The organism is Methylococcus sp. ANG, from assembly GCF_040730495.1.
Lineage (GTDB): Bacteria > Pseudomonadota > Gammaproteobacteria > Methylococcales > Methylococcaceae > Methylococcus.
On record NZ_CP160399.1, the window covers coordinates 676384 to 696823 of the forward strand.

19 protein-coding genes are annotated in these 20440 nt (G+C 63.5%); 12 read left to right on the forward strand and 7 right to left on the reverse strand.

The window, feature by feature from the left end; all coding sequences use genetic code 11:
• Positions 1-60 precede the first annotated feature (60 nt).
• A complete protein-coding gene (locus tag ABZN20_RS03195) occupies positions 61-453 on the reverse strand; it encodes a transposase family protein (RefSeq protein WP_367025614.1) in 393 nt (130 codons plus the stop codon).
• Positions 454-479: 26 nt separating this feature from the next.
• Positions 480-995 carry a helix-turn-helix domain-containing protein gene (locus ABZN20_RS03200; protein ID WP_367026718.1) on the reverse strand — a complete coding sequence of 172 codons (516 nt, stop codon included), beginning with the start codon at positions 993-995 and terminating at the stop codon, positions 480-482.
• A gap of 143 nt (positions 996-1138) precedes the next feature.
• Here ABZN20_RS03200 and ABZN20_RS03205 point away from each other — a divergent pair, with 143 nt between their 5' ends.
• Positions 1139-2350: a transglycosylase SLT domain-containing protein gene (locus tag ABZN20_RS03205; protein ID WP_255556486.1), complete on the forward strand. Its 1212-nt coding sequence runs from the start codon at positions 1139-1141 to the stop codon at positions 2348-2350.
• Positions 2351-2354: 4 nt separating this feature from the next.
• On the opposite strand, the gene ABZN20_RS03210 is transcribed toward ABZN20_RS03205, so the two are convergent.
• Both ABZN20_RS03210 and ABZN20_RS03215 read right to left on the reverse strand, forming a co-directional pair.
• Positions 2355-2708 carry a HopJ type III effector protein gene (locus ABZN20_RS03210; protein ID WP_367026719.1) on the reverse strand — a complete coding sequence of 118 codons (354 nt, stop codon included), beginning with the start codon at positions 2706-2708 and terminating at the stop codon, positions 2355-2357.
• Positions 2705-3256, reverse strand: a complete 552-nt coding sequence (locus tag ABZN20_RS03215) for an arylesterase (protein ID WP_367026720.1) — start codon at positions 3254-3256, stop codon at positions 2705-2707. The genes ABZN20_RS03210 and ABZN20_RS03215 overlap by 4 nt, the downstream gene beginning before the upstream one ends.
• A 58-nt stretch (positions 3257-3314) precedes the next feature.
• Here ABZN20_RS03215 and ABZN20_RS03220 point away from each other — a divergent pair, with 58 nt between their 5' ends.
• The gene (locus ABZN20_RS03220; protein WP_367027527.1) at positions 3315-4025 is read left to right on the forward strand and encodes an ABC transporter ATP-binding protein; all 711 of its coding nucleotides are present in this window, start codon (positions 3315-3317) and stop codon (positions 4023-4025) included.
• Positions 4022-6514, forward strand: coding sequence for an ABC transporter permease (locus ABZN20_RS03225; protein ID WP_367026721.1), 2493 nt, complete (start codon positions 4022-4024; stop codon positions 6512-6514). Before ABZN20_RS03220 ends, ABZN20_RS03225 begins: the two co-directional genes overlap by 4 nt.
• A 76-nt stretch (positions 6515-6590) precedes the next feature.
• Here ABZN20_RS03225 and ABZN20_RS03230 read toward each other — a convergent pair whose 3' ends face one another.
• Complete coding sequence (locus tag ABZN20_RS03230; protein WP_367026722.1) at positions 6591-7019, reverse strand: hypothetical protein; 429 nt, start codon at positions 7017-7019, stop codon at positions 6591-6593.
• Between the two features lie 186 nt (positions 7020-7205).
• Between ABZN20_RS03230 and ABZN20_RS03235 the strand changes: the two genes are divergently transcribed.
• From ABZN20_RS03235 to ABZN20_RS03275, 9 genes are all read left to right on the forward strand, one after another.
• The gene (locus tag ABZN20_RS03235) at positions 7206-7913 is read left to right on the forward strand and encodes a hypothetical protein (protein WP_367026723.1); all 708 of its coding nucleotides are present in this window, start codon (positions 7206-7208) and stop codon (positions 7911-7913) included.
• On the forward strand, positions 7910-8641 hold the full coding sequence (locus tag ABZN20_RS03240; protein WP_367026724.1) for a molecular chaperone DnaJ: 732 nt from the start codon (positions 7910-7912) through the stop codon (positions 8639-8641). The genes ABZN20_RS03235 and ABZN20_RS03240 overlap by 4 nt, the downstream gene beginning before the upstream one ends.
• Before the next feature lie 156 nt (positions 8642-8797).
• Positions 8798-10591: a GTPase domain-containing protein gene (locus ABZN20_RS03245; RefSeq protein ID WP_367026725.1), complete on the forward strand. Its 1794-nt coding sequence runs from the start codon at positions 8798-8800 to the stop codon at positions 10589-10591.
• Between the two features lie 6 nt (positions 10592-10597).
• On the forward strand, positions 10598-12229 hold the full coding sequence (locus ABZN20_RS03250; RefSeq protein ID WP_367026726.1) for a GTPase: 1632 nt from the start codon (positions 10598-10600) through the stop codon (positions 12227-12229).
• Between the two features lie 142 nt (positions 12230-12371).
• Positions 12372-12851 carry a formate dehydrogenase subunit gamma gene (locus ABZN20_RS03255; protein ID WP_218806943.1) on the forward strand — a complete coding sequence of 160 codons (480 nt, stop codon included), beginning with the start codon at positions 12372-12374 and terminating at the stop codon, positions 12849-12851.
• Entirely contained in the window at positions 12848-14470 is a 1623-nt protein-coding gene (locus tag ABZN20_RS03260; RefSeq protein WP_218806942.1) for a formate dehydrogenase beta subunit, read from the forward strand. The genes ABZN20_RS03255 and ABZN20_RS03260 overlap by 4 nt, the downstream gene beginning before the upstream one ends.
• 57 nt (positions 14471-14527) lie before the next feature.
• On the forward strand, positions 14528-17371 hold the full coding sequence (gene fdhF, locus ABZN20_RS03265; RefSeq protein WP_367026727.1) for a formate dehydrogenase subunit alpha: 2844 nt from the start codon (positions 14528-14530) through the stop codon (positions 17369-17371).
• 6 nt (positions 17372-17377) lie between these two features.
• Complete coding sequence (fdhD, locus tag ABZN20_RS03270; RefSeq protein WP_367026728.1) at positions 17378-18268, forward strand: formate dehydrogenase accessory sulfurtransferase FdhD; 891 nt, start codon at positions 17378-17380, stop codon at positions 18266-18268.
• A 44-nt stretch (positions 18269-18312) separates the two neighbouring features.
• A complete protein-coding gene (locus ABZN20_RS03275; RefSeq protein ID WP_218806939.1) occupies positions 18313-18546 on the forward strand; it encodes a formate dehydrogenase subunit delta in 234 nt (77 codons plus the stop codon).
• Between the two features lie 694 nt (positions 18547-19240).
• Here the strand turns inward: ABZN20_RS03275 and ABZN20_RS03280 are convergent.
• Positions 19241-19597 (reverse strand): DsrE/DsrF/TusD sulfur relay family protein, encoded by a 357-nt coding sequence (locus ABZN20_RS03280; protein ID WP_218806938.1) that lies wholly within the window; start codon positions 19595-19597, stop codon positions 19241-19243.
• A 54-nt stretch (positions 19598-19651) separates the two neighbouring features.
• Positions 19652-20419, reverse strand: a complete 768-nt coding sequence (mddA, locus tag ABZN20_RS03285) for a methanethiol S-methyltransferase (protein WP_367026729.1) — start codon at positions 20417-20419, stop codon at positions 19652-19654.
• Positions 20420-20440 lie beyond the last annotated feature (21 nt).

Consider the following 20440-nt stretch of genomic DNA (forward strand, 5'->3'; position numbering starts at 1 on the left):
GATATGGATCAGCCATTTTTGTCGGAAATATTAGAGTTGTTTCCGATGATAACCGCATGATTACAAAGAAATTTTTAGATTCCAAAGGCCAGCGCCAAGCCCGAAAAAGCTATCTATGAATAGACTGAGTCGGTTTCTAATGCGATGCATCAAGCAATGAAAGGTCTTCATTCCTCCAATGGAGTGTTCGACGGAGATGCGAGTTCGCGCTTGCTTTTTGTTCTCGCGCCTTTGTTGATCTGCCAACGCGGGATGAGGATTGTTCTTGGAGGCTCTGGGTTTCTTATGAGGCAGGTGAATTCTGGCTTTATTCCCATAATCGGAAGCGGCCCCCAAGAACCCCAAATCCAACCAGACATCGGCACCGTCAAACCATGATAAGGCAGGATCGAACCATCGCTTCATCAGCGCATAATCATGAACACTGCCGGCCACGATACTTCCAACGAACAAAATTTGCCGTGCCAGGGTCGAAATGACTAGGGTTTTAACCGTATGGCGTTTTTTTTACCGCTATAGTGGGCTTTCTGCTGATCGTCATCCTGCGGCCTGACGCAACTGCATTCCACCCCGTCAATGATGATATCTCCATGTTTTTCAATCAGCTTCATCATCTCTCCCGGGGTCGTCAGCTCCCGCTCGGGCAGCAGATCAAGTTTCGCCAGGCTGCGCCGTAACACGGGCAGAAGTTGCGCCACATGGCGATGCGCGTGTCCCGAGCTGAAGCCAAAATGAAAGCCCAGGACATCGAAGGTACAGTAGGTCTTGAGGTAATGCAAAATGAAGAACAGCTTCTTATCTATCCGATCGAGATAGCCCACATGGCCACCTTTGGGTACCCGTTTTATTTCGCCTTGCTGAACGCGTTCTTGCTGAAGCTCCGCATGAGCCTCCTCAAAGATAGGGCAAAGCTTGGCGAATTGCGCCTTACTCATTCCGATCAGGGCTCTGACGGTACGCTCACTGGTTTCTTCCATGAACTTTTCAAAAATCATTGGCTGACATCATTCGATTGTTGTTAATTGTTTTATACCACAACAAATCCATTTATTTCAACGGAAGCAACTCTATTCATAAGCTTATGACAAATCGAATTTCCCTGTCGGCTCCCATTGGCGCCGGGCACAGGTGGCGGTCTGTGTTGCTGCGAAGAGCGACGCGACTGATCGGTACGCTGACTTTTCCGCCGCTCCTGGCGGCCTGCGCTCACTCCCTGCCGCCAGCCGGCCATCATTCGATGTCGCATCGCGATGCCGAATCGCCCCGCCGGAAGCCGGACGACCCGTCCTACCTTCGGCTTCCCTCGGACTTGGCGCTTCTCCAGGACCGGCTCGCCAACCGTCTCTGGGACGGCGATTTGCCCATAGGGGAAGAACCCGACACCGCAAGGACGCAGGGAAGCAAGAGACGAAAAGCAAAGGCGACGCCCGGCCTGCGCCTCACCAGGACGATTTCCAGCCAGCCGGGGAAAGATGGCCTGTGGCAGCATATCAGGCAAAAGTTGGTTCTGGGCGAGATTCGGCACGAAGCGGTGGACGCCGAAATCGAGTCCATCACCCATAACCCGGCCCATCTCGATGCGCTGGCAAGGCGGGGCGAGCCCTTTCTGCATTATCTGGCGAGCGAAATCGAGCGCAAAGGCTTGCCCATGGACGTACTTGTCGTCCCGATGGTCGAAAGCGCATTCGACCCCCAGGCGCTATCACCCCGCGATGCCGCCGGCCTGTGGCAGATCGTGCGGAGCACGGGTGAAGAACACGGGCTCACCGTGGGCGAAAACTATGATGGCCGTTACGACATACATGCCTCGACGTCCGCCGCCCTGTCTTACCTGAAGCATCTCGGCGCCGTCTTCAAAGGCGACTGGCTGCTGGCCCTGGCGGCCTACAACGCCGGCGAGGGGGCGGTGCAGCGGGCGGTCGCGGCAAGCCTCAAAGCCGGCCGCGGCGGCAGTTTCTGGACGCTCGATCTGCCGGCCGAAACCCGGGCCTATGTGCCTCGGATACTGGCGTTGTCCAGCATTATCGCCAATCCGGAAGGCTACGGGCTGAAGCTTCGGAAAATCCAGGACAAGCCTTATCTGGCGAGGGTAGAGATCGATTCGAAGGTGCGTGTGGCCGAAGTCGTCGCCGGATCGGGACTCCCCGAGCAGGAGTTTTTCAAGATGAACCCTGCCCTCAAACCCGGCGTGCAACCGCCCAAACGCAGCTACGACGTTTTGCTGCCGGTCGAGAGCGCCGCGGTCCTGGCGTCGAGCCTCGATGGCGCGAAACCGGCAACGCCCCGGAAAAGCGGCGGCCGGCGCGGCGCCACGCTGTCGGCTCTCAGCCGGCAACCCGGGCACGGTTAGCAGCTCATCGCGGTGCCAGAGGGCTTTCCGGAAAGTCGATCCCCTCCCAGCCGTATTTCATGAAAGTCCGGATGTTGCGATGGTCGTCGCCGTCCGGACGTCCGAGTACGTCCTGCCAGTAGTAGTCGCCGAACAGTGCGAGGGTTTCGGCGGCCGACAGCCCATGCAGTCGGGCGAAACCGAAAATTTTGCACGAACCCGAGTTGGTGCCGGCCGGATTGATCACGGCGTCATTCCCCAGCCCGTTGCGAAATTCCGTGGGAGTGAAATGATAAGCTGAGTCGATCGCCTGGATGGCGTCGTTGAAGGCGATGCGGTCGCCTTGCCGTACGCGGGCAATGAGTTCTTCTGTCGTCATGGTTGTTTGATTGAAATCAGTATGGGGTCGAGTTTCTCGAGCACGTTTTCCATCAGGATGGGTTGCGCTTCGGCGTTCGGGTGCAGACCGTCGGACTGCAGCAGGTGGTCGTTGCCCCCTACCCCGTCGAGAAAAAATGGCAGGACCTGGACCTTTTTCTCCTCGGCGAGTTCCTGGTACACCCGTTCGAAGACTTCCGCATAGCGGCCACCATAATTCGGCGGAAGCTTCATGCCCAGGACCAGGACCTGCGCCCCGGCCGACCGCGCCTGATCGATCATGGCGCCGAGGTTGGCTTTCAGTGCAGCCGGCGGCAGTCCGCGCAGGCCGTCGTTGGCGCCGAGTTCCAGGATCACGATCCGGGGGCTGTGCGCGGCCAGCGCCGGTGGCAGGCGGGCCAGTCCGCCGGCGCTGGTATCACCGGGAATACTGGCGTTGACCACGGCGATGTTCCGGGTCCGCAGTTTTTCCTCCAACAATGCCACCCACCCCTTGCCGCTGTCCGCCAGGCCGTAGCCGGCACTGAGGCTGTCGCCTACGACGAGCACCGAAGTCGCCTCGGCGGAATCCGCAGGAGGGGGGAATCCCAAGATGAAACCAGACATGATGGACAAGAACAGCAACGATGCCGGACCGGGGAGCGAGCGCGCTTTGATCATGGCGAAACAGGTGGGCAAATGGGTCGAGAACGCCGGTGAAAGGCTCGATATCTTGACAGGTGTGGACCTGGCGATCAAACCGGGCGAGAGCGTCGGGATCGTCGGCACCTCCGGTTCCGGCAAGTCGACCCTGCTCGGCCTGCTCGCCGGGCTCGACCGACCGTCAGCAGGCGAGATCGAGCTCGACGGCCGCCGCCTTTCACACCTGGACGAAGACGCCTTGGCGCGGCTGAGGGCGCAGCGGGTCGGCTTCGTATTCCAGTCGTTCCAGCTCCTGCCGAGTTTCACCGCCCTGGAAAACGTCATGCTGCCGCTGGAGCTCGCCGGCCGTCTCGACGAAGCCCAGGACCGGGCGCACCGGATGCTGTCCCGGGTCGGGCTCCAGCATCGTCTGGGCCACTATCCCCGCCAGTTGTCCGGTGGGGAGCAGCAGCGATTGGCCTTGGCCCGCGCCTTCGTCACGGTGCCGGCGATCCTTTTCGCCGACGAGCCGACCGGGAACCTCGACGACCGCACCAGCCAGACCGTTATCGACATGCTGTTCGATCTCAACCACGAGCATTGCACGACGCTGGTCCTGGTGACGCACGACGCCCGCCTCGCCTCGCGTTGCGATCGCCTGATCCGGCTGGAGGCCGGGCGGATCCTCGAGTCATGAGCGCCGCCCGCAATTTCCGCCTGGCCTGGCGGCTTGCCAGACGTGACTGGCGGGGCGGCGAACTCGGCGTCCTGCTCGTCGCCCTGGTGATCGCCGTGGCCGCCACCGCCGCCACCCAGTTGTTCGGCGATCGGCTGGCCCGCACCATGGTCGACCATGCGGCGGAGTTCATCGCCGGCGACCTGACGCTGGCGAGCCATCGCAAGATTCCGTCGGAGTGGATCGAGCAATCGGAGATCCTGGGCTTGAAGCACGCGGCCAGCGTGGAATTCCCCAGCGTGCTCATGGAGAACGACCAGATTTTGCTGGGAGGGATCAAGGCGGTGAGCCCTGCCTACCCCTTGCGCGGCGAACTCCGCACCCGGGCTGGGGAAGCGGCGGACGAAAAGCCGGCGAGGGACATCCCGCAACCGGGCACGGTATGGGTCGAATCCCGGGTGCTGGGTACCCTTGGCCTCACGATCGGTGCTCCGCTCACGGTCGGCAGCGCGCAATTCCGCATCGAGCGGCTCCTCACCCATGAGCCGGACCGGCGCGGGGACCTTTACAGCCTCTCGCCGCGCGTGATCATGAACCTCGGGGATCTGCCGGCCACTCGGGTCATTCAGCCCGGCAGCCGGGTGCACTACTACGACATGTTCGCGGGGGAGGACGCCGCCGTGGGGCGGTTCAAGACCTGGCTCAAGCCCCGTTTGCAGCGTGGCGACCGGCTGCTGGACGTGCACGAGGACCGTCCCGAGGTCGGCACCGCATTGAACCGCGCCGACCGCTACCTTGGCATGACCAGCGTGATGGTCGTGTTGATCGCGGGAGTGGCGATCGGTATGAGCGCCCGGCGTTACACCGAGCGTCATTCCGATACGACCGCCCTGCTCAAATGCATGGGGGCGGGGAAGAACGACATCCTGGCGATCTATGCCTTCGTCCTGGTGAGTGTGGGCCTGCCCGGCACGGTGCTCGGCAGCGCCCTCGGCTATCTCGTCCAGGCCGGCATCGCCCGGTCGGTCGCGGGACTCCTGCCCCACAGCCTGGCCCAGCCCGGACTGGAGGGGTTGCTGACCGCGCCGCTGATGGGACTGGTGGTCCTCGCTGGATTCGCCATCCCGCCGTTGCCGGGGCTGATGCGTGTGCCGCCGCTGCGAGTCCTGCGGCGCGACCTCGGGCCCACCCCGCCCAGCGTCTGGCTGAGCCTTGGATTCGCCGTCCTGGCTTTGGGCGCCCTCCTGTTGCGGCCCGCCCGCGACCCCGCGCTGGTAGCGCTCATCCTCACGGGCGGCGCGGCGGCGCTGGCGGGCTTCCGCCTGTGCCTCGGCGGTATTCTGCGCTTGCTGCCGGCGCTGCTGCGGCGGCGTCCTCTGATCTGGCGTCTCGGCCTGCACAATCTGCTGCGCCGGCGGCGGCTCGCCTCGTTTCAGATCATAGGGTTCGGCCTGGCCATGGCCGCCATGCTGGTCAGCTACATCGTACAGAACGAACTCGTGTCCGAATGGAAACGGCAGCTGCCGGACGATGCACCCAACTATTTCGCGCTCAATCTGCAGGAGGCCGAACTGGACCGGTTCCGGCGCTCCCTCGCGGCCGAATCGATCGAAAGCGGCGAGCTCTATCCCATCGTTCGGGGGCGTCTGGTAAGTGTGGACGGGATCGACGCACGGAAGCTCGCGCCGAAGGATTCGCAGGCCGAAGCTGCCATCGAGCGGGACCTCAGCCTGACCTGGAGCGAGGTCCCGCCTTCCGGCAACCGCATCGTCCGGGGCCGCTGGTGGTCGGGTGTTCCTCAACGGGTGTCGGTGGAGGAGAAGCTTGCCGCTGAACTGGGCATCCGCACCGGTGCCCAGCTTACGTTCGATGTCGCCGGCGCCCGGGTGGAAGCGACGGTCGAAAGCATACGCAGCGTTCGCTGGGACGCCATGACCCCGAATTTCTACATGATATTTTCGCCCGGCAGCCTGCAGGACCAGCCGCGCACCTATCTGACCAGCTTTCACGTTCCTCCGGGGCGGAGCGCCGCGCTCAATGCCCTGGTCAAGGCGTTTCCGGGCATCACCCTCCTGGATGTCGACGCCCTGCTGAAACAATTTCAATCGATCCTGCAGCAGGTGACGCTGGCGGTCCAGGTCGTTCTGGGGTTCGCGGTGGTTGCCGGTTTCACGGTTCTCTTCGGGGCGGTGCACGCCACGGCGGAGGAACGGATGCGGGAGGACGCCCTGTTGCGGGCCATCGGCGCGGAGGCGCCGCTTCTGAAAACGAGCCAGTGGATAGAGTTCGCGAGCCTAGGGTTTCTTGCCGGTATCCTTGCCGCCGCCTGCGCCGAACTGGTCGGTGCCGTGGTATTTTCCCGGGTGATGAATCTGATGCCGCAGGCACACCCCTGGCTATGGCTCGCCGCGCCCTGCCTGGGCGCGATGAGTGTGGGACTTGCGGGGCGATGGAGCGTCCGCAGGGTCGTCAATACGAGCCCCAACGACGTCCTGCGTGACCTGTCCTAAAAGGAGAAGGGAAAAGGCTTTGCACGGAGCGGCGATGGGAGGTTCAATCCCCTGCCCAACCCATCGCCGACAGTACTCAATTCGTGGACACGTTGACCTTGGAAGTCCAGCCGCTCTTGCCTTCGCAGGGACCGTCCAGGATCTTGAGCTTCACGAAGGGCAAAGCGCCCACGATCGATTCTTCTTCCACCGTTGCCCGGGTACCCGATTTCACCACGCAGACCTTCTGCTCGTCGTTTTCTTCTTCCCCCGAAGCCACGTTCATCAGTCCGGGCGCCGCGGTCAGCTGGGAGTCGCCCACGTTGGGGTTGGACACCACCACCGTCTGGCCGACCTGGACCGCGGTCTTGACCTGGACCTCTCCGTTCCCGCCACCGCCCATGGCCAGGGCGAGCAGGATCACGACCAGTGCCCCGCCGATCACATACAGCACTTTCGGATTGGCCTTGAGCGTGTCTAAAATGCTTGGCTTAGCGGATCCTTCGCTATTGTTTTCGTTAGACATTCGTTATTACCTCCTCTTTGGGATCAAGTCTCCCCTTCCCAGGGTACGCGCACGTTACCATGTTGCCCCATCTTCGAACAAGGAGGGCGGTTCCGGCCGGGATTCAACGGCTAGCGGCGTCTCCGGTACACTGTATCGCATGATGAGAAAACATCCGCGAATGGCTGGCGGAGCCGGAGGTTTCGCATGAACGACAAGCGTCCCGCGGTCCAGGGAGGCGCTTCCGGCGTCGATGCCTTTTTGGCCGAAATGGCCGCGGTGCGGCGGCTCAAGCCGGCATCGAGCCCTGGCCGTCTGATCTTTGCCCTCGACGCCACGGCGAGTCGCGAACCCACCTGGCGCCGGGCCGCCCGCCTCCAGGCTCAGATGTTCGAGGTCGCGGCGGAAACCGGCCGGCTGGCCATACAGGTCTGCTATTACCAGGGATTCGACGGCTTCGAAGCGCTGCCCTGGCATACCGAGGCCGAGCCGCTGCGGCGGGAAATGGAGCGCATCGGCTGCGTCAGTGGCTACACCCAGTTGGACCGGGTGCTGCGCCATGCGCTGGCGGAAAATCGGCGGCAGGCGGTGAACGCGCTCGTGTTCGTCGGCGACGCCCTGGAAGAGGACGGCGCGGTGCTTTGCGGCCTGGCCGGAGAACTCGGCCTGCACGGAGTCCGCATCTTCATGTTCCAGGAAGGCGACGAGCCCGAAGTCGAAGCCGTATTCCGGAAGATTGCCCGATTGAGCCGCGGAGCCTATGCCCGCTTCGATGCCGGCAGCCCGGATCGCCTCGCCCGCCTGCTCCGGGCCGCGGCCGCCTACGCCGCGGGGGGCATCCATTCGATGCAGGCACTGCCGGAGCGCGGGAACGCGGAGATACCCGAATTGACCCGCCAGTTGCGTCAGCCTTGATCCAGATCGTCCTCCTGCTCCTGATCCTGCTGCTCGTCCTGCCGGCTTTGGCAACCTTTCTGCGCGCCATGGGTCCCGCCCTGGCCGGGAGACTTCGGCGGGTCGCGTTGTGGCTCGTTCTGTTGCTGTTCGTGGGGCTGGCGGCCACCGGCCGGCTCGGCTGGGTCGTGCCGCTCGCCGGCGCCTTGCTGGCGGCCTTGCTGCGGCTGCTGCCCGGCCTGATTCCCCTGCTGCCGATCCTGCAACGGCTATGGCGCCGGAAAACCTTCGACGCCGCGGGAGAATCGGTGGTGGAAACGCCATTCCTGCGGATGCGCCTGGACCTGACCACGGGGGAAATCCGGGGCGAGGTGCTCGCCGGAAGGCAGGCCGGCCGCCAGCTCTACGATCTGAGTCCGGCGGATCTGCGGGAACTCCATGCCGACCTGCTGCGGGCCGATGCCGAATCCGCCCGTCTGCTGGAGGCCTACCTGGACCGCGTGATGGGGGCCGGCTGGCGGGCCGGCGCGGGGGCGGAGGATGCGGCTGCCGGCGCGTCGCAATCAGGCAAAATGAGCCGCGCCGAAGCGCTGGCGATACTGGGGCTGAAGGAAGGCGTGCAGCGCGAGGCCATCGTCGACGCGCATCGGCGGCTGATGCAGAAGCTGCACCCCGACCGGGGCGGATCGGACTATCTCGCGGCCAAGATAAATCAGGCGAAGGACGTGCTGCTGCGCGAAAACCGCTGACCGCGCGCTCAAACGCGTTAAAATTCGCAGACACGAGGCCCGCTTCGTCCCGCCCATCCCGACCACCTCACCGCTCATGTATTCCAGCCCATCCCATCGAAACCCGGAAACCGCCGGCCCCACCTCCCTCATTGCGGCACGGGGGAGCCTCCTTTGATGAGGAAGGACGGCCCGGTCCGTAATGCCTTGCAGGTGAACGCCGACGACGGTCCTTGCGGTCCGGCGCTTCGGCAGTTCCTCGCCAGGCTGGAAAAATGCTACGTGCGCAAGGACGACCATCTGGCGAAAACCGGCGCGGCCCGGCCCGCGGATCATCGCCGGAACCTGTACTCGCTCCAACTGGCGAACCTGCGGCTGCGCTGGCTCGCGTCGAGCGCAACGCCGCCCCAGATCACCGTGATCGGCCCGACACAGGCCGGCAAGAGCTCCGTGATCAACTGGCTCCTGGGCGAGAATGCCGCCGTGGCGAGTCCGCTGGCGGGATTCACCCGGCATCCACAAGGATTCGCCTATGGCTGCGAGGGGGAGGCCGTTTCCGCGCTGCTCCGGTACTTCGAGCCCCTGCAGCCGAGGCGAATTTCCGAGCTGCCCGCCGAGGATTTCCGGTTTTTCGGTTTCGAGCCGGCGCATGCCGGCCTTCCCCGGCTGGGCTGTCCCGTCACCGTGTGGGACACGCCGGATTTCGATTCGATCGATTCGGAGCGGTACCGGGGCGGCCTGCTCCGGGCCATCGCCCTGTCGGATCTGCTGGTCTGTGTGCTCAGCAAGGACAAGTATGCAGACCAGTCGGTGTGGGAACTGCTGGCCATGATCGAGCCGCTCGGCATCCCCAGCCTCATCTGCCTGAACAAGACCCCCGCCGCGGCCGCTGAGACGGTGGTACGTTCGCTGACAGGGAAGTGGCGCCAGGCGCGGCGCGACGCCACGCCTCCCATCGTCGCCCTGCCCTATCTGGGCGCCGACGCTCTCGAACCTCCCGGTGTGGACGCGCTGGTCGCAGCAGCCCGGACCCTCCTCCGGCAAACGGACCGGCCGCGCCAGACCCTGGGACTGCAACGGTTTCTGCGGGCGAATTGGGAAAACTGGCTCGCGCCGGTCCGCGTGGAGCAGAAGGCTCAGGAGGACTGGCGCGCCCTGGTCGGCCGGGCGGTGGTTTCGGCGAACCGGATCTACCGCCGTGACTATCTCGACCACCCCCATCATTACGAGACCTTCCAACGCGCGCTGGCCGAACTGCTGACCCTGCTGGAAATCCCCGGCGTCGCGCGGGTGTTGACGCAGATGCGACGGATCATGACCTGGCCGGTCAGGCAGATCGGGCAGCTCGGACGGCGCTGGCGGCCCGATGCCGCAAATCTGGGCAGCGAGCAGTCGGTGCTGCAGCAGACCGCCTTGCACGTCATGCTCACGCTGCGCCAGGAGGTGGCCGAGATCGCCGAGAACGCGACGGAAACGCGGCCGTGGTGGCTGGCGCTGGGGCGCGAGCTCGGCCAGAGGCAAGCTGTTGCCGTCGGCCGTTTCTCGCAGGCCGCCTCGGCCTACGCGCGGGAGTTCGAGCCGGAAGTCGAAAAGACGGCGCATGCGCTGTACGACCGTCTGCGGGAACATCCGGCGGTGCTCAACGGCCTCAGGGCCACCCGTGTCACCACCGATGCGGCGGCACTGGCGGTCGGACTGCACACGGGAGGGATCGGATTGCAGGATTTCGTGATCGCTCCGGCCATCCTCTCGCTCACCTCGCTGCTGACCGAGAGCGCGCTGGGCCACTACGTCCAGCGGGCCGCCGAGGACCTGAAAAGACGCCAGGCCGCCGCCGTGAGTGGTTTGTTCGACGATCACCTCGCGGCAACTCTCCTCCGGTTGCCCGAGGACATGCCTTACGACACCGGTTTCTTCATTCCCGTCGACGCCATCGAAGCGGCGGAACGGGAACTCGCCGGTACATCCTGAGAAATCATGAATCAGCAGGAATATTCGACCCTCCGGAGCGAAGTCCTCGCCTGGGTCCAGGCGCTGGCGCATGCCGGCTGGCTCAGCCGCGACGATCTCGAGCCCTTCGCCGGCCAGGACGACACGAGCCCGGGCACGCTGTTCGACGGCAGCGTCCACCGGCCTCTGGTGATCGGCTTTTTCGGCGGAACCGGCGTCGGCAAGAGCTCGTTGCTCAACCGCCTCGCGGGCGCGGCGATCGCCAGGGTGAGCGTCGAACGGCCGACCTCGCGCGAGGTCTCGCTCTATGCCCACGAATCGGTGCGGCTCGACCGCTTCCCGGCCGGCCTGCCCCTGGAGCGGGTCCGACTGGCCCACCACCACAACGACGCCCTGCGCCGGCTGGTCTGGGTCGACATGCCGGACATCGACAGCGCCGAAACCGCCAACCGGGACCTGGCGTTGCGCTGGCTTCCTCACATCGACCTCCTGATCTACGTGGTCAGCCCGGAGCGCTATCGCGACGATTGCGGCTGGAGGATGCTGATGGAGCAGCGCGGAACCCACGCCTGGGCCTTCGTCATGAACCAGTGGGACCACGGCGATCCCATGCAGATCCAGGATTTCCTCGGTCTGCTGAAAAACGGCGGTTTCGCCGAACCCTACCTGTTCCGCACCCAATGCGCCAGCGACGACGGTGCGCCCGCCGTGGCGGACGATTTCGCGGCATTGGAAAGCCTGATCGAAGAACTGGCGGACAAACATCTGGTCGACCAGATCGATGCCCAGGCGCTGGCCTACCGCGCCCGGCAACTGCAAACCTGCCTCGGCGCGGTCAAGTCGCGCCTGGAGCAACGTCCGGCGTGGGAGGCGCTGCGTGCCCGCTGGGAGGCGCAATGGGAGGGGGCCACGGCCGAGATCGAGGGGGGCCTCGCCTGGGTAACGGAGCGGGCCGCGGCGGAATTTCTGGCGGGCCGGCTCAAGTCGCTGAATCCGCCGGAACCCGCCGCCGGCCGGGATGCCCCGCCCGTCAACGCTGTCTGGGACCCGTGGGCGCAGCAGCGGTGGGAGGATACCCTCGCAGCCCTGGCCGTCGACGCGGACGACCGGCAGTTGCCGCGGCAGCCCTTGCAGCAGGCGCTGGCGCCTTTATCGGCCGGCGCATCCGCCACGGTCGCCAAGCGGGTCGAGGAGCGGCTGCGCGGCGCCCTCTCCCGGCCGGGCAACCGCCTGCAGCGGGTGCTTTACCGCCTCTGCTGGATGCTCGCCTTGCTCTTGCCGCTGGCGGCGTCCGGCTGGGTCACGTTCAACGTAGTGACGTTCTATTACCGCAGCAGCACCGAGCATCTGGGTTATCTGGGCGTCGATTTCGCCGTCCACAGCGCCCTTTTGATCATCCTGGCGTGGCTGCTGCCCTACCTGTTGTACCGAGCCCTCAAACCGTCCACGGAGCGGGCCGCCCTGCGGGGAATCCGCGCGGGCCTCGAGGTCGGACTGGCTGAAATCGGAGCCGGGGTGTCCCAATCCCTGGATCACCTCGGGCGCCGCAGCGAACTGCTCTCCGACACCGCGTCCGAATGGCTCAAGTCCTGTGAAAACCCCACAGATGACAAGGCCTTTGAGGATTCCAGAATCGCCAGGCTGCTGGCGAAACGCTGAACGGCAAGGCCATACGTCGTTGAGCGGACAAGACAAAAGTGCTTTAATTTTCCGGCTAACTCCTGTTGCACCGGATTGCCGTTGTGCTATAAATCCATACTACTTTAATCAACTATTTCGTTAGGCACTCACGAGACGCACCATGACGCAGACCGAATGGGACCGCGATGCGGTGACGGAAGTCATCGAACAGAAGAAATCCATGCCGGGGGCGCTTTTGCCCATTCTTCACGGAATCCAGGACCGCATCGGGTTCATTCCGGAAGACGCGGTTCCGCAAATCGCCAAGGCACTGAATCTTTCGCGGGCCGAAGTCCATGGCGTCATCAGCTTCTACCACTATTTCCGCACCACGCCGCCGGGCAAGCGCACGATCCACCTGTGCCGCGCCGAATCCTGCCAGGCGATGGAATCCGAGGCCCTGGAGGCGCACATCAAGGCGCGCCTCGGCATCGGCTACCATGAAACCACGGCGGACGGCGCCTTCAGCCTGGAACCGGTGTATTGCCTCGGGAATTGCGCCTGCTCCCCCTCGATGATGATCGACCATGAGGTGCATGGCCGCGTCACCCCGCAGAGCTTCGACGCGATCATCAATGAATTGAAGGAGATCGCCGCATGATTACCGTTTACGTTCCCCGCGACTCCAGTGCTCTCGGGCTCGGCGCCGAACGGGTGGCCAACGCCATCCAGGTGGAGGCCGCCAAGCGCGGCGCTGCGATCAATCTCGTCCGCAACGGCTCGCGCGGCCTGTATTGGCTCGAACCCATGGTGGAGGTCGCCACGCCCGCCGGCCGGGTCGCCTACGGTCCGGTGCAGCCGGGCGACGTTCCCGGTCTGTTCGACGCCGGCTTCCTCGAAGGCAAGGCGCATCCATTGTGCCAGGGACCGACGGAGGAGATACCCTACCTGAAGAACCAGGAACGCCTGACCTTCGCCCGCGTCGGCATCACCGACCCGGTCAGCCTGGACGATTACCTGGCCCACGAGGGCTACCGCGGGCTGCGCAACGCATTGGGGCTGGAACCCGCCGCCATCGTCGAGGAAGTGACCACTTCCGGGCTGCGGGGCCGCGGCGGCGCCGCCTTCCCCACCGGCATCAAATGGAAGACGGTGCTCAACACCCCCGCCAAGCACCAATCGGCAGGACAGCCGATTGGCACGCGGAACGCGCCCGAAGGGGGCAGCGCCAAGGACGCGCTGCCTGAAAAGTACATCGTCTGCAACGCCGACGAGGGCGATTCCGGCACCTTCTCCGACCGGATGATCATGGAAGGCGATCCCTTCGTGCTGATCGAGGGCATGACCATCGCCGGCCTCGCCGTGGGGGCGACCCAGGGCTACATCTACCTCCGCGTCGAATATCCGCATGCCGATGTCGCCTTGAACCAAGCCATAGCTGCCGCCCTCGAGGCCGGCTATCTGGGCGATGACATCCTCGGCAGCGGTAAGCGCTTCCACGTGGAAGTCCGTCTGGGCGCCGGCGCCTATGTCTGCGGCGAAGAAACTGCCCTCATGGAGAGCATCGAAGGCAAGCGCGGCATGGTCCGCTTCAAGCCGCCGCTGCCGGCCATCGAAGGCCTGTTCGGCCAGCCCACGGTCGTCAACAACGTGATCTCGCTGGCCTCGGTGCCGATCATCCTGGACAAGGGCGGCAAGTACTACGCCGACTACGGCATGGGCCGCTCGCGCGGCACCCTGCCGTTGCAGCTCGCCGGGAACGTCAAGCGCCCGGGCCTGATCGAGAAGGCCTTCGGCATGACCCTGCGCGAGCTGCTGTACGACTACGGCGGCGGCTCCGCCAGCGGGCGCCCGATCCGCGCCGTGCAGGTCGGCGGTCCGCTGGGCTCCTATATGCCTGAATCCCAGTTCGACACCCCGCTGGACTACGAGGCGTTCAGCGCCATCTGGGCCGTGCTCGGTCACGGCGGCGTCGTGGTGTTCGACGATACGGTGGACATGGCGAAGATGGCGCGCTATGCCATGGAATTCTGCGCGATCGAGTCCTGCGGCAAGTGCACGCCCTGCCGCATCGGTTCGACCCGCGGGGTGGAAGTCATCGACCGCATCATCGACGACCAGGACCGGGCGAAGAATCTGGCATTGCTGCGGGACCTGGGCGACACCATGCTGGCCGGCTCCCTGTGCGCGCTGGGCGGCATGACGCCCTACCCCGTGCTCAGCGCCCTCAACCATTTCCCGGAAGATTTCGGCGAGAAGAGCGTGGCGCAGGTCGCCTGACGCCGCCCTTCCCTGACGGGTGCCCTGCAAGCACCGACCACGAGAGGAGATAGCCCCATGGCTCTATTACAAGACAAAGATTTCGGCACGCCGCCCAGCGCTTCCGACAAAATGGTGACCCTGGAAATCGACGGCTTCACCGCCACTGTGCCGGAAGGCACGTCGGTCATGCGGGCGGCCGCCAGCATCGGCATCGACATTCCCAAGCTCTGCGCCACCGACAGCCTGGAACCTTTCGGCTCCTGCCGCTTGTGCGTGGTTCAGATCGAAGGCGGGCGCGGGCTTCCGGCCTCCTGCACCACGCCCGTGTTCGAGGGCATGAAGGTCGTGACCCAGAACGACCGACTGGCCCAGGTCCGCCGCGGCATCATGGAGCTGTACATCTCCGATCATCCGCTCGACTGCCTTACCTGCTCCGCCAACGGCAACTGCGAACTGCAGGACATGGCCGGCGTGGTCGGTCTGCGGGAAGTGCGCTACGGTTACGAAGGCGAGAACCATTTCGATGCGAAGAAGGATCTGAGCAATCCCTACTTCCAGTTCGAGCCCTCCAAGTGCATCGTCTGCTCGCGCTGCGTCCGCGCCTGCGAACAGACCCAGGGCACCTTCGCCCTCACCATCGACGGCCGCGGCTTCGAATCCAAGATTTCGCCCGGACAGAACCAGTCCTTCATGGATTCAGAGTGCGTCTCCTGCGGCGCCTGCGTCCAGGCCTGCCCGACCGCGACCCTGATCGAAAAGTCCGTGGCCGAGAAGGGCCAGGCCGACCATTCGATCATCACCACCTGCGCTTACTGCGGGGTCGGCTGCTCGTTCAAGGCCGAGATGAAGGGTTCCGAGGTCGTGCGCATGGTGCCGGACAAGAACGGCCAGGCCAATCACGGCCATTCCTGCGTCAAAGGCCGCTTTGCCTTCGGCTATGCGACCCATCCGGACCGCATCACCTCGCCAATGATCCGCAAGAGCATCCACGATCCCTGGCAGAAGGTGAGCTGGGAAGAGGCGGTCGACTACGCGGCATCCGAGTTCAAGCGCATCCAGGCCAAGTACGGCAAGGATTCCGTCGGCGGGCTCACCTCCAGCCGCTGCACCAACGAGGAAGCTTACCTGGTGCAGAAACTGGTCCGCGCCGCCTTCGGCAACAACAACGTCGACACTTGCGCCCGGGTCTGTCATTCGCCCACCGGCTACGGCCTCAAGCAGACCCTGGGCGAATCGGCCGGCACCCAGACCTTCGACTCGGTGATGAAGTCCGACGTGATCATGGTCATCGGCGCCAACCCGACCGACGGCCATCCGGTGTTCGGCTCGCTGATGAAGAAGCGGGTACGCCAGGGCGCCAAGCTCATCGTGGTCGATCCGCGCGACATCGACATGGTTCGCTCTCCGCACATCCAGGCCGACTACCACCTGAAATTGAAACCCGGCACCAACGTTGCGGTGGTGACCGCCCTCGCCCACGTCATCGTCACCGAGGGGCTGGTCGACGAAGCCTTCGTCAACGAGCGCTGCGAAGTGGATTCTTTCAACAAATGGAAGGATTTCGTCGCCCAGGAACGCAACTCTCCGGAAGCCATGGAATCCGTCACCGGCGTACCGGCGCAAACCGTTCGTGAAGCCGCCCGGCTCTATGCGACCGGGGGCAATGCCGCCATCTACTATGGCCTGGGGGTGACCGAACACAGCCAGGGCTCGACGACGGTCATCGGCATCGCCAACCTGGCGATGGCCACCGCCAACGTCGGCCGCGAAGGCGTAGGCGTCAACCCGCTGCGCGGCCAGAACAACGTGCAAGGCTCCTGCGACATGGGCTCCTTCCCGCACGAACTGCCCGGCTACCGCCACGTCTCCGACGCCACGATCCGCGCCCAGTTCGAGGCGGCCTGGAACGCCAAGCTGGACCCCGAACCGGGCCTGCGCATCCCCAACATGTTCTCGGCGGCGCTGGACGGCAGCTTCAAGGGCCTCTATTGCGAAGGCGAGGACATCGCCCAGTCCGATCCGGACACCCAGCATGTATTCGCGGCGCTGGAAGCGATGGAATGCGTCGTCGTCCAGGATCTGTTCCTGAACGAAACCGCCAAGTTCGCCCATGTCTTCCTGCCCGGCGCATCGTTCCTGGAGAAGAGCGGCACGTTCACCAACGCGGAACGGCGCATTTCGCCGGTGCGCCGGGTGATGCCTCCGTTGGCCGGTTACGAGGACTGGCAGGTGACCCAGATGCTGGCCAACGCCCTGGGCTATCCGATGAACTACAGCCATGCCTCGGAGATCCTGGACGAGATCGCCAGCCTGGTGCCGACCTTCACCAAGGTCAGTTTCAAGCGTCTGGACGAAGTCGGCAGCCTGCAGTGGCCGTGCAACGAGGAGGCGCCGGACGGCACGCCCACCATGCACGTCGACCATTTCGTGCGGGGGAAAGGCCGGTTCATGCTCACGGAATACGTGCCCACCGAGGAGCGCACCAGCAGCAAATTCCCGCTGATCCTGACCACGGGCCGCATCCTGTCCCAGTACAACGTAGGCGCGCAGACCCGCCGCACGGCGAACACGGCCTGGCATCCGGAAGACCGCCTGGAGATCCATCCGCACGACGCCGAAAACCGCGGCATCAACGACGGCGACTGGGTCGGCATCAAGAGCCGCCAGGGCGAGACGGTGCTGCGGGCCGTAGTTTCCGAGCGCATGCAGCCCGGAGTGGTCTACACCACCTTCCATTTCCCGGAATCCGGCGCCAACGTCATCACCACCGACAATTCGGACTGGGCCACCAACTGTCCGGAATACAAGGTGACTGCCGTGCAGGTGACCAAGGTCAACGCGCCTTCGGAGTGGCAGGAGAAGTTCCGCAGCTTCACGGAAGAGCAGTTGTCCTTCCTGGAAAAGGCCACGGCGGGCTGATTCCGTATGATGGGCCCGGCCGCGACCGTCTTCGACCCCGTACTTCGCCCGAGCGGCGGGGACGACGCGCCGGGTGCGTGGGACCGGGAAGACGGGAGCCGGCCCAGCCACAGTCGGGTCACGGTCAAGCGCCTGCGTGACGGCATCGCCAGCGTCGAGACCGACGAGGTAGCCGAGGAGGTGCCCGTCGCGCTGGTCTACAACGGGGTGCCGCACGTCGTCATGCTGGCGACACCCCTGGACCTGGAGGATTTCGCGATCGGCTTCAGCCTGACCGAGGGCATCGTCCGCTCGCCGTCCGAAATCCTGGCGGTCCGCGCCCACAACCGCAGCGAAGGCATCGAGGTGAGGCTGCGCATCACCGAGGAACGTTTCGCCGGCCTGCCGGGCAAGGAGCGCAATCTCACCGGCCGTACCGGCTGCGGCCTGTGCGGTTCGGCGACCCTGCAGCAAGCGGTGCGTCATCCCGCATCCGTCGGAGCAGGCGCCGGGGTGTCGATGGCCGATCTACGCCATGCTCAGGAGGAATTGCGTGCGCGGCAGGACATCAATTTACTGACCGGCGCGGTCCACGCCGCGGCCTGGGTCGTGCCCGGCAAGGGCCTCGTTCACCTCCGGGAAGACGTCGGCCGCCACAACGCCCTGGACAAGCTGATCGGCGTCCTGGCGAAAACCCGCGCGCCCCGGAACGAGGGTTTCGTCCTGGTCACCAGCCGCGCAAGCTACGAGATGGTGCAGAAATGCGCGGAGGCCGGCATCGGCTTCCTGGCGGCGATTTCAGCGCCCACCGGCCTCGCCGTCCGGCTCGCCCTGGAGACCGGCCTGACCCTGGTCGGTTTCGTCCGCGGCGAGGCGTGCGTGGTTTATGCCCATCCCCATCGGCTGCACGAACAATAAGCGAGTTTCGAACCCATAACGCCAAGAAGGAGCCCAGGTTCCACATGCATAGCGAAAACCTTGTCAAGATGGCAAACAACATCAGCGCATTTTTCCAGGCCGAGCCCGACCACGCCGTGGCCATTCAGGGAGTGGTCGACCATCTGCACAAGTTCTGGGAGCCCCGGATGCGCCGCCAGATCATCGCCCACCTCCAGGCCGGCGGTGAAGGACTGAGCGCGCTGGCACGCGAGGCCGTGACCGTCCTCAGGGACGAACAGCAGAAGAACGCGGCCTGACGCGCTTCTCGCCACCGCGCAGCACCGGCGCTCTTCGGCAGACCCCGCTTTCGCGGGGTTTTGTATGAAACTTGCGTTCAGATCCGGCGAGGCCTTGCAGCGGGGGCAGCTCACGATACGGAAAATATCGTACGCCAAGGGTCAGTCGGCTTGTTCTGCCGCCAGAGGCAGTCGCCGGTCAGGCCGTGTGTTCCCGTCCCATAGCAGGGCCAAGAACGTCAGCAGCGCGTCGTCAATAGCAACACCCGGATCGCGTAGCTCGTTCACGGCGCGGGTCAATGTGTTTTTCGCCTCGCCCTAGTTCGAGCCGATCGGCACCCGGCGGCGCAGCTCGACGTTCAGATTGGCAAAGGTCGGGTCAAAGCTTGACCTCACCGGGAATGTTAAACAGCGTTTTCTCCTCCCCAATCAGAACTCGGCCTGCAAGTACGTGGATGCGGGTCGCGGCTACGGGCAAGCGCCAGCCATTCGGCATCGAGGTCGATACCAGTAACTCGCAAACCCGGTATGCCGCCAATTGGCGGGTAAACCGACTCGTTCTGCATCCGACATCGAGCACCGCCCTCCCGATTTCAACCCCAGTTCCTCGGACAATAGTCGATATTCTATGTCGTCAATCCAACTCCCGCGCGGACTTTTATACCAAGTATCGCATTGCGCCGGAGTTATGGACATTACGGCACCCTGGAGCATTTCAAAACGAAATCACCTTATCGCTATCGATGACCCATTCCGCCAACGCCATCATGGTTGATTTTTCGGCACCATCAAAATAGGGTTGGTTCTTGTAAATGCCGCACCGCGCCATGCAGGTTCCGCAAACCTTGACCGTGACGCCACAGGCGATAAGGGCCTTGAGCATCTTCGCCAAGTCTTGATCGTAACCTTCTGGCGAAACACATGCATCGCGCGCCATATCGACGGCATCGTTCATAAGAAACAGGCGAACTTCGCTTCCGGCCTCTAACAGTTTATCGGCAAGGCGTAGGCCATTCCAGGTGACATCCGTACCGTCATAGGGTTGACGGTTGAAAATGATCAATACTTTCATAACAAGCTCCAGATAAATCATTTGGCAGCCGGTGTTTAGCCAAAGCGGTGGAATCTAATTCTTAGTAGAATCGCTGGAAGTTGGTGTCCATGCCGATTTCTTCAGCCTGGGCATAAGGCGCGGAACCTCCTGCTGATACCTTTCATATATGTCCCCGTAAGAAGTGACGAGGTCTCTTTCCTCAAAGAAGATGCCAATAAATATGTATCCGGTTGTGGCGAGCGAAAATAGCAAATGTCCAACGGTCATATCGGGCGTTGCCCAAAAGGCAATAATGAAACCAGTCATAATTGGATGGCGAACGTAGCGATATAACCCAGGCGTGGAAAACTCCAGATGCCGATACTCGGTTCCAAAAAAAAATAGCAATACCTGTCTCAGACCAAACAAATCAAAATGGTTAATCATAAAGGTGGACGCCAATACGATTATCCATCCTAACCAAAATAGGCACCACAGCACGAACCGGCCAGCCTGCGCTTCTATCTGCCAAGCAAAATCAGGCAAAGGTCGCCATTGCCAAAACAGTAACGCAAGTAAAAGGCTCGAAATCAGCACATAGGTACTTCGTTCTGCCGCCGCCGGCATGAAGTTTTTCAGCCAGTCTTTGAACGCTGGCCGGGCCATAACTGAATGCTGTACCGCGAACAGCGCAAGCAAGGCGGCATTGACTACCAATGCTGTGGCCAAAGAAGTCGGATCGCCCGTGTCGATGGTTTTTGGAACGAAGAAGTTACCGATAAAACCCGCGGCGTAAAGAAAAGTGACAAAAAATGCCAAGTAAGAAATGACACCATAAATAAATACGGCTGGTTTTTGCATTTTGGGAAGCCTCCATAGACG

What these genes read in the sequence shown, in the direction of transcription:
- ABZN20_RS03255 (WP_218806943.1), top strand. Translation starts at nt 12,372, where the DNA reads ATGACGCAGACCGAATGGGACCGCGATGCGGTGACGGAAGTCATCGAA.
- ABZN20_RS03260 (WP_218806942.1), top strand. Translation starts at nt 12,848, where the DNA reads ATGATTACCGTTTACGTTCCCCGCGACTCCAGTGCTCTCGGGCTCGGC.
- ABZN20_RS03235 (WP_367026723.1), top strand. Translation starts at nt 7,206, where the DNA reads ATGAACGACAAGCGTCCCGCGGTCCAGGGAGGCGCTTCCGGCGTCGAT.
- ABZN20_RS03245 (WP_367026725.1), top strand. Translation starts at nt 8,798, where the DNA reads ATGAGGAAGGACGGCCCGGTCCGTAATGCCTTGCAGGTGAACGCCGAC.
- mddA (WP_367026729.1), bottom strand. Translation starts at nt 20,419, where the DNA reads ATGCAAAAACCAGCCGTATTTATTTATGGTGTCATTTCTTACTTGGCA.
- ABZN20_RS03230 (WP_367026722.1), bottom strand. Translation starts at nt 7,019, where the DNA reads ATGTCTAACGAAAACAATAGCGAAGGATCCGCTAAGCCAAGCATTTTA.
- ABZN20_RS03275 (WP_218806939.1), top strand. Translation starts at nt 18,313, where the DNA reads ATGCATAGCGAAAACCTTGTCAAGATGGCAAACAACATCAGCGCATTT.
- fdhF (WP_367026727.1), top strand. Translation starts at nt 14,528, where the DNA reads ATGGCTCTATTACAAGACAAAGATTTCGGCACGCCGCCCAGCGCTTCC.
- ABZN20_RS03250 (WP_367026726.1), top strand. Translation starts at nt 10,598, where the DNA reads ATGAATCAGCAGGAATATTCGACCCTCCGGAGCGAAGTCCTCGCCTGG.
- ABZN20_RS03210 (WP_367026719.1), bottom strand. Translation starts at nt 2,708, where the DNA reads ATGACGACAGAAGAACTCATTGCCCGCGTACGGCAAGGCGACCGCATC.
- ABZN20_RS03220 (WP_367027527.1), top strand. Translation starts at nt 3,315, where the DNA reads ATGGACAAGAACAGCAACGATGCCGGACCGGGGAGCGAGCGCGCTTTG.
- ABZN20_RS03225 (WP_367026721.1), top strand. Translation starts at nt 4,022, where the DNA reads ATGAGCGCCGCCCGCAATTTCCGCCTGGCCTGGCGGCTTGCCAGACGT.
- ABZN20_RS03280 (WP_218806938.1), bottom strand. Translation starts at nt 19,597, where the DNA reads ATGAAAGTATTGATCATTTTCAACCGTCAACCCTATGACGGTACGGAT.
- fdhD (WP_367026728.1), top strand. Translation starts at nt 17,378, where the DNA reads ATGATGGGCCCGGCCGCGACCGTCTTCGACCCCGTACTTCGCCCGAGC.
- ABZN20_RS03200 (WP_367026718.1), bottom strand. Translation starts at nt 995, where the DNA reads ATGATTTTTGAAAAGTTCATGGAAGAAACCAGTGAGCGTACCGTCAGA.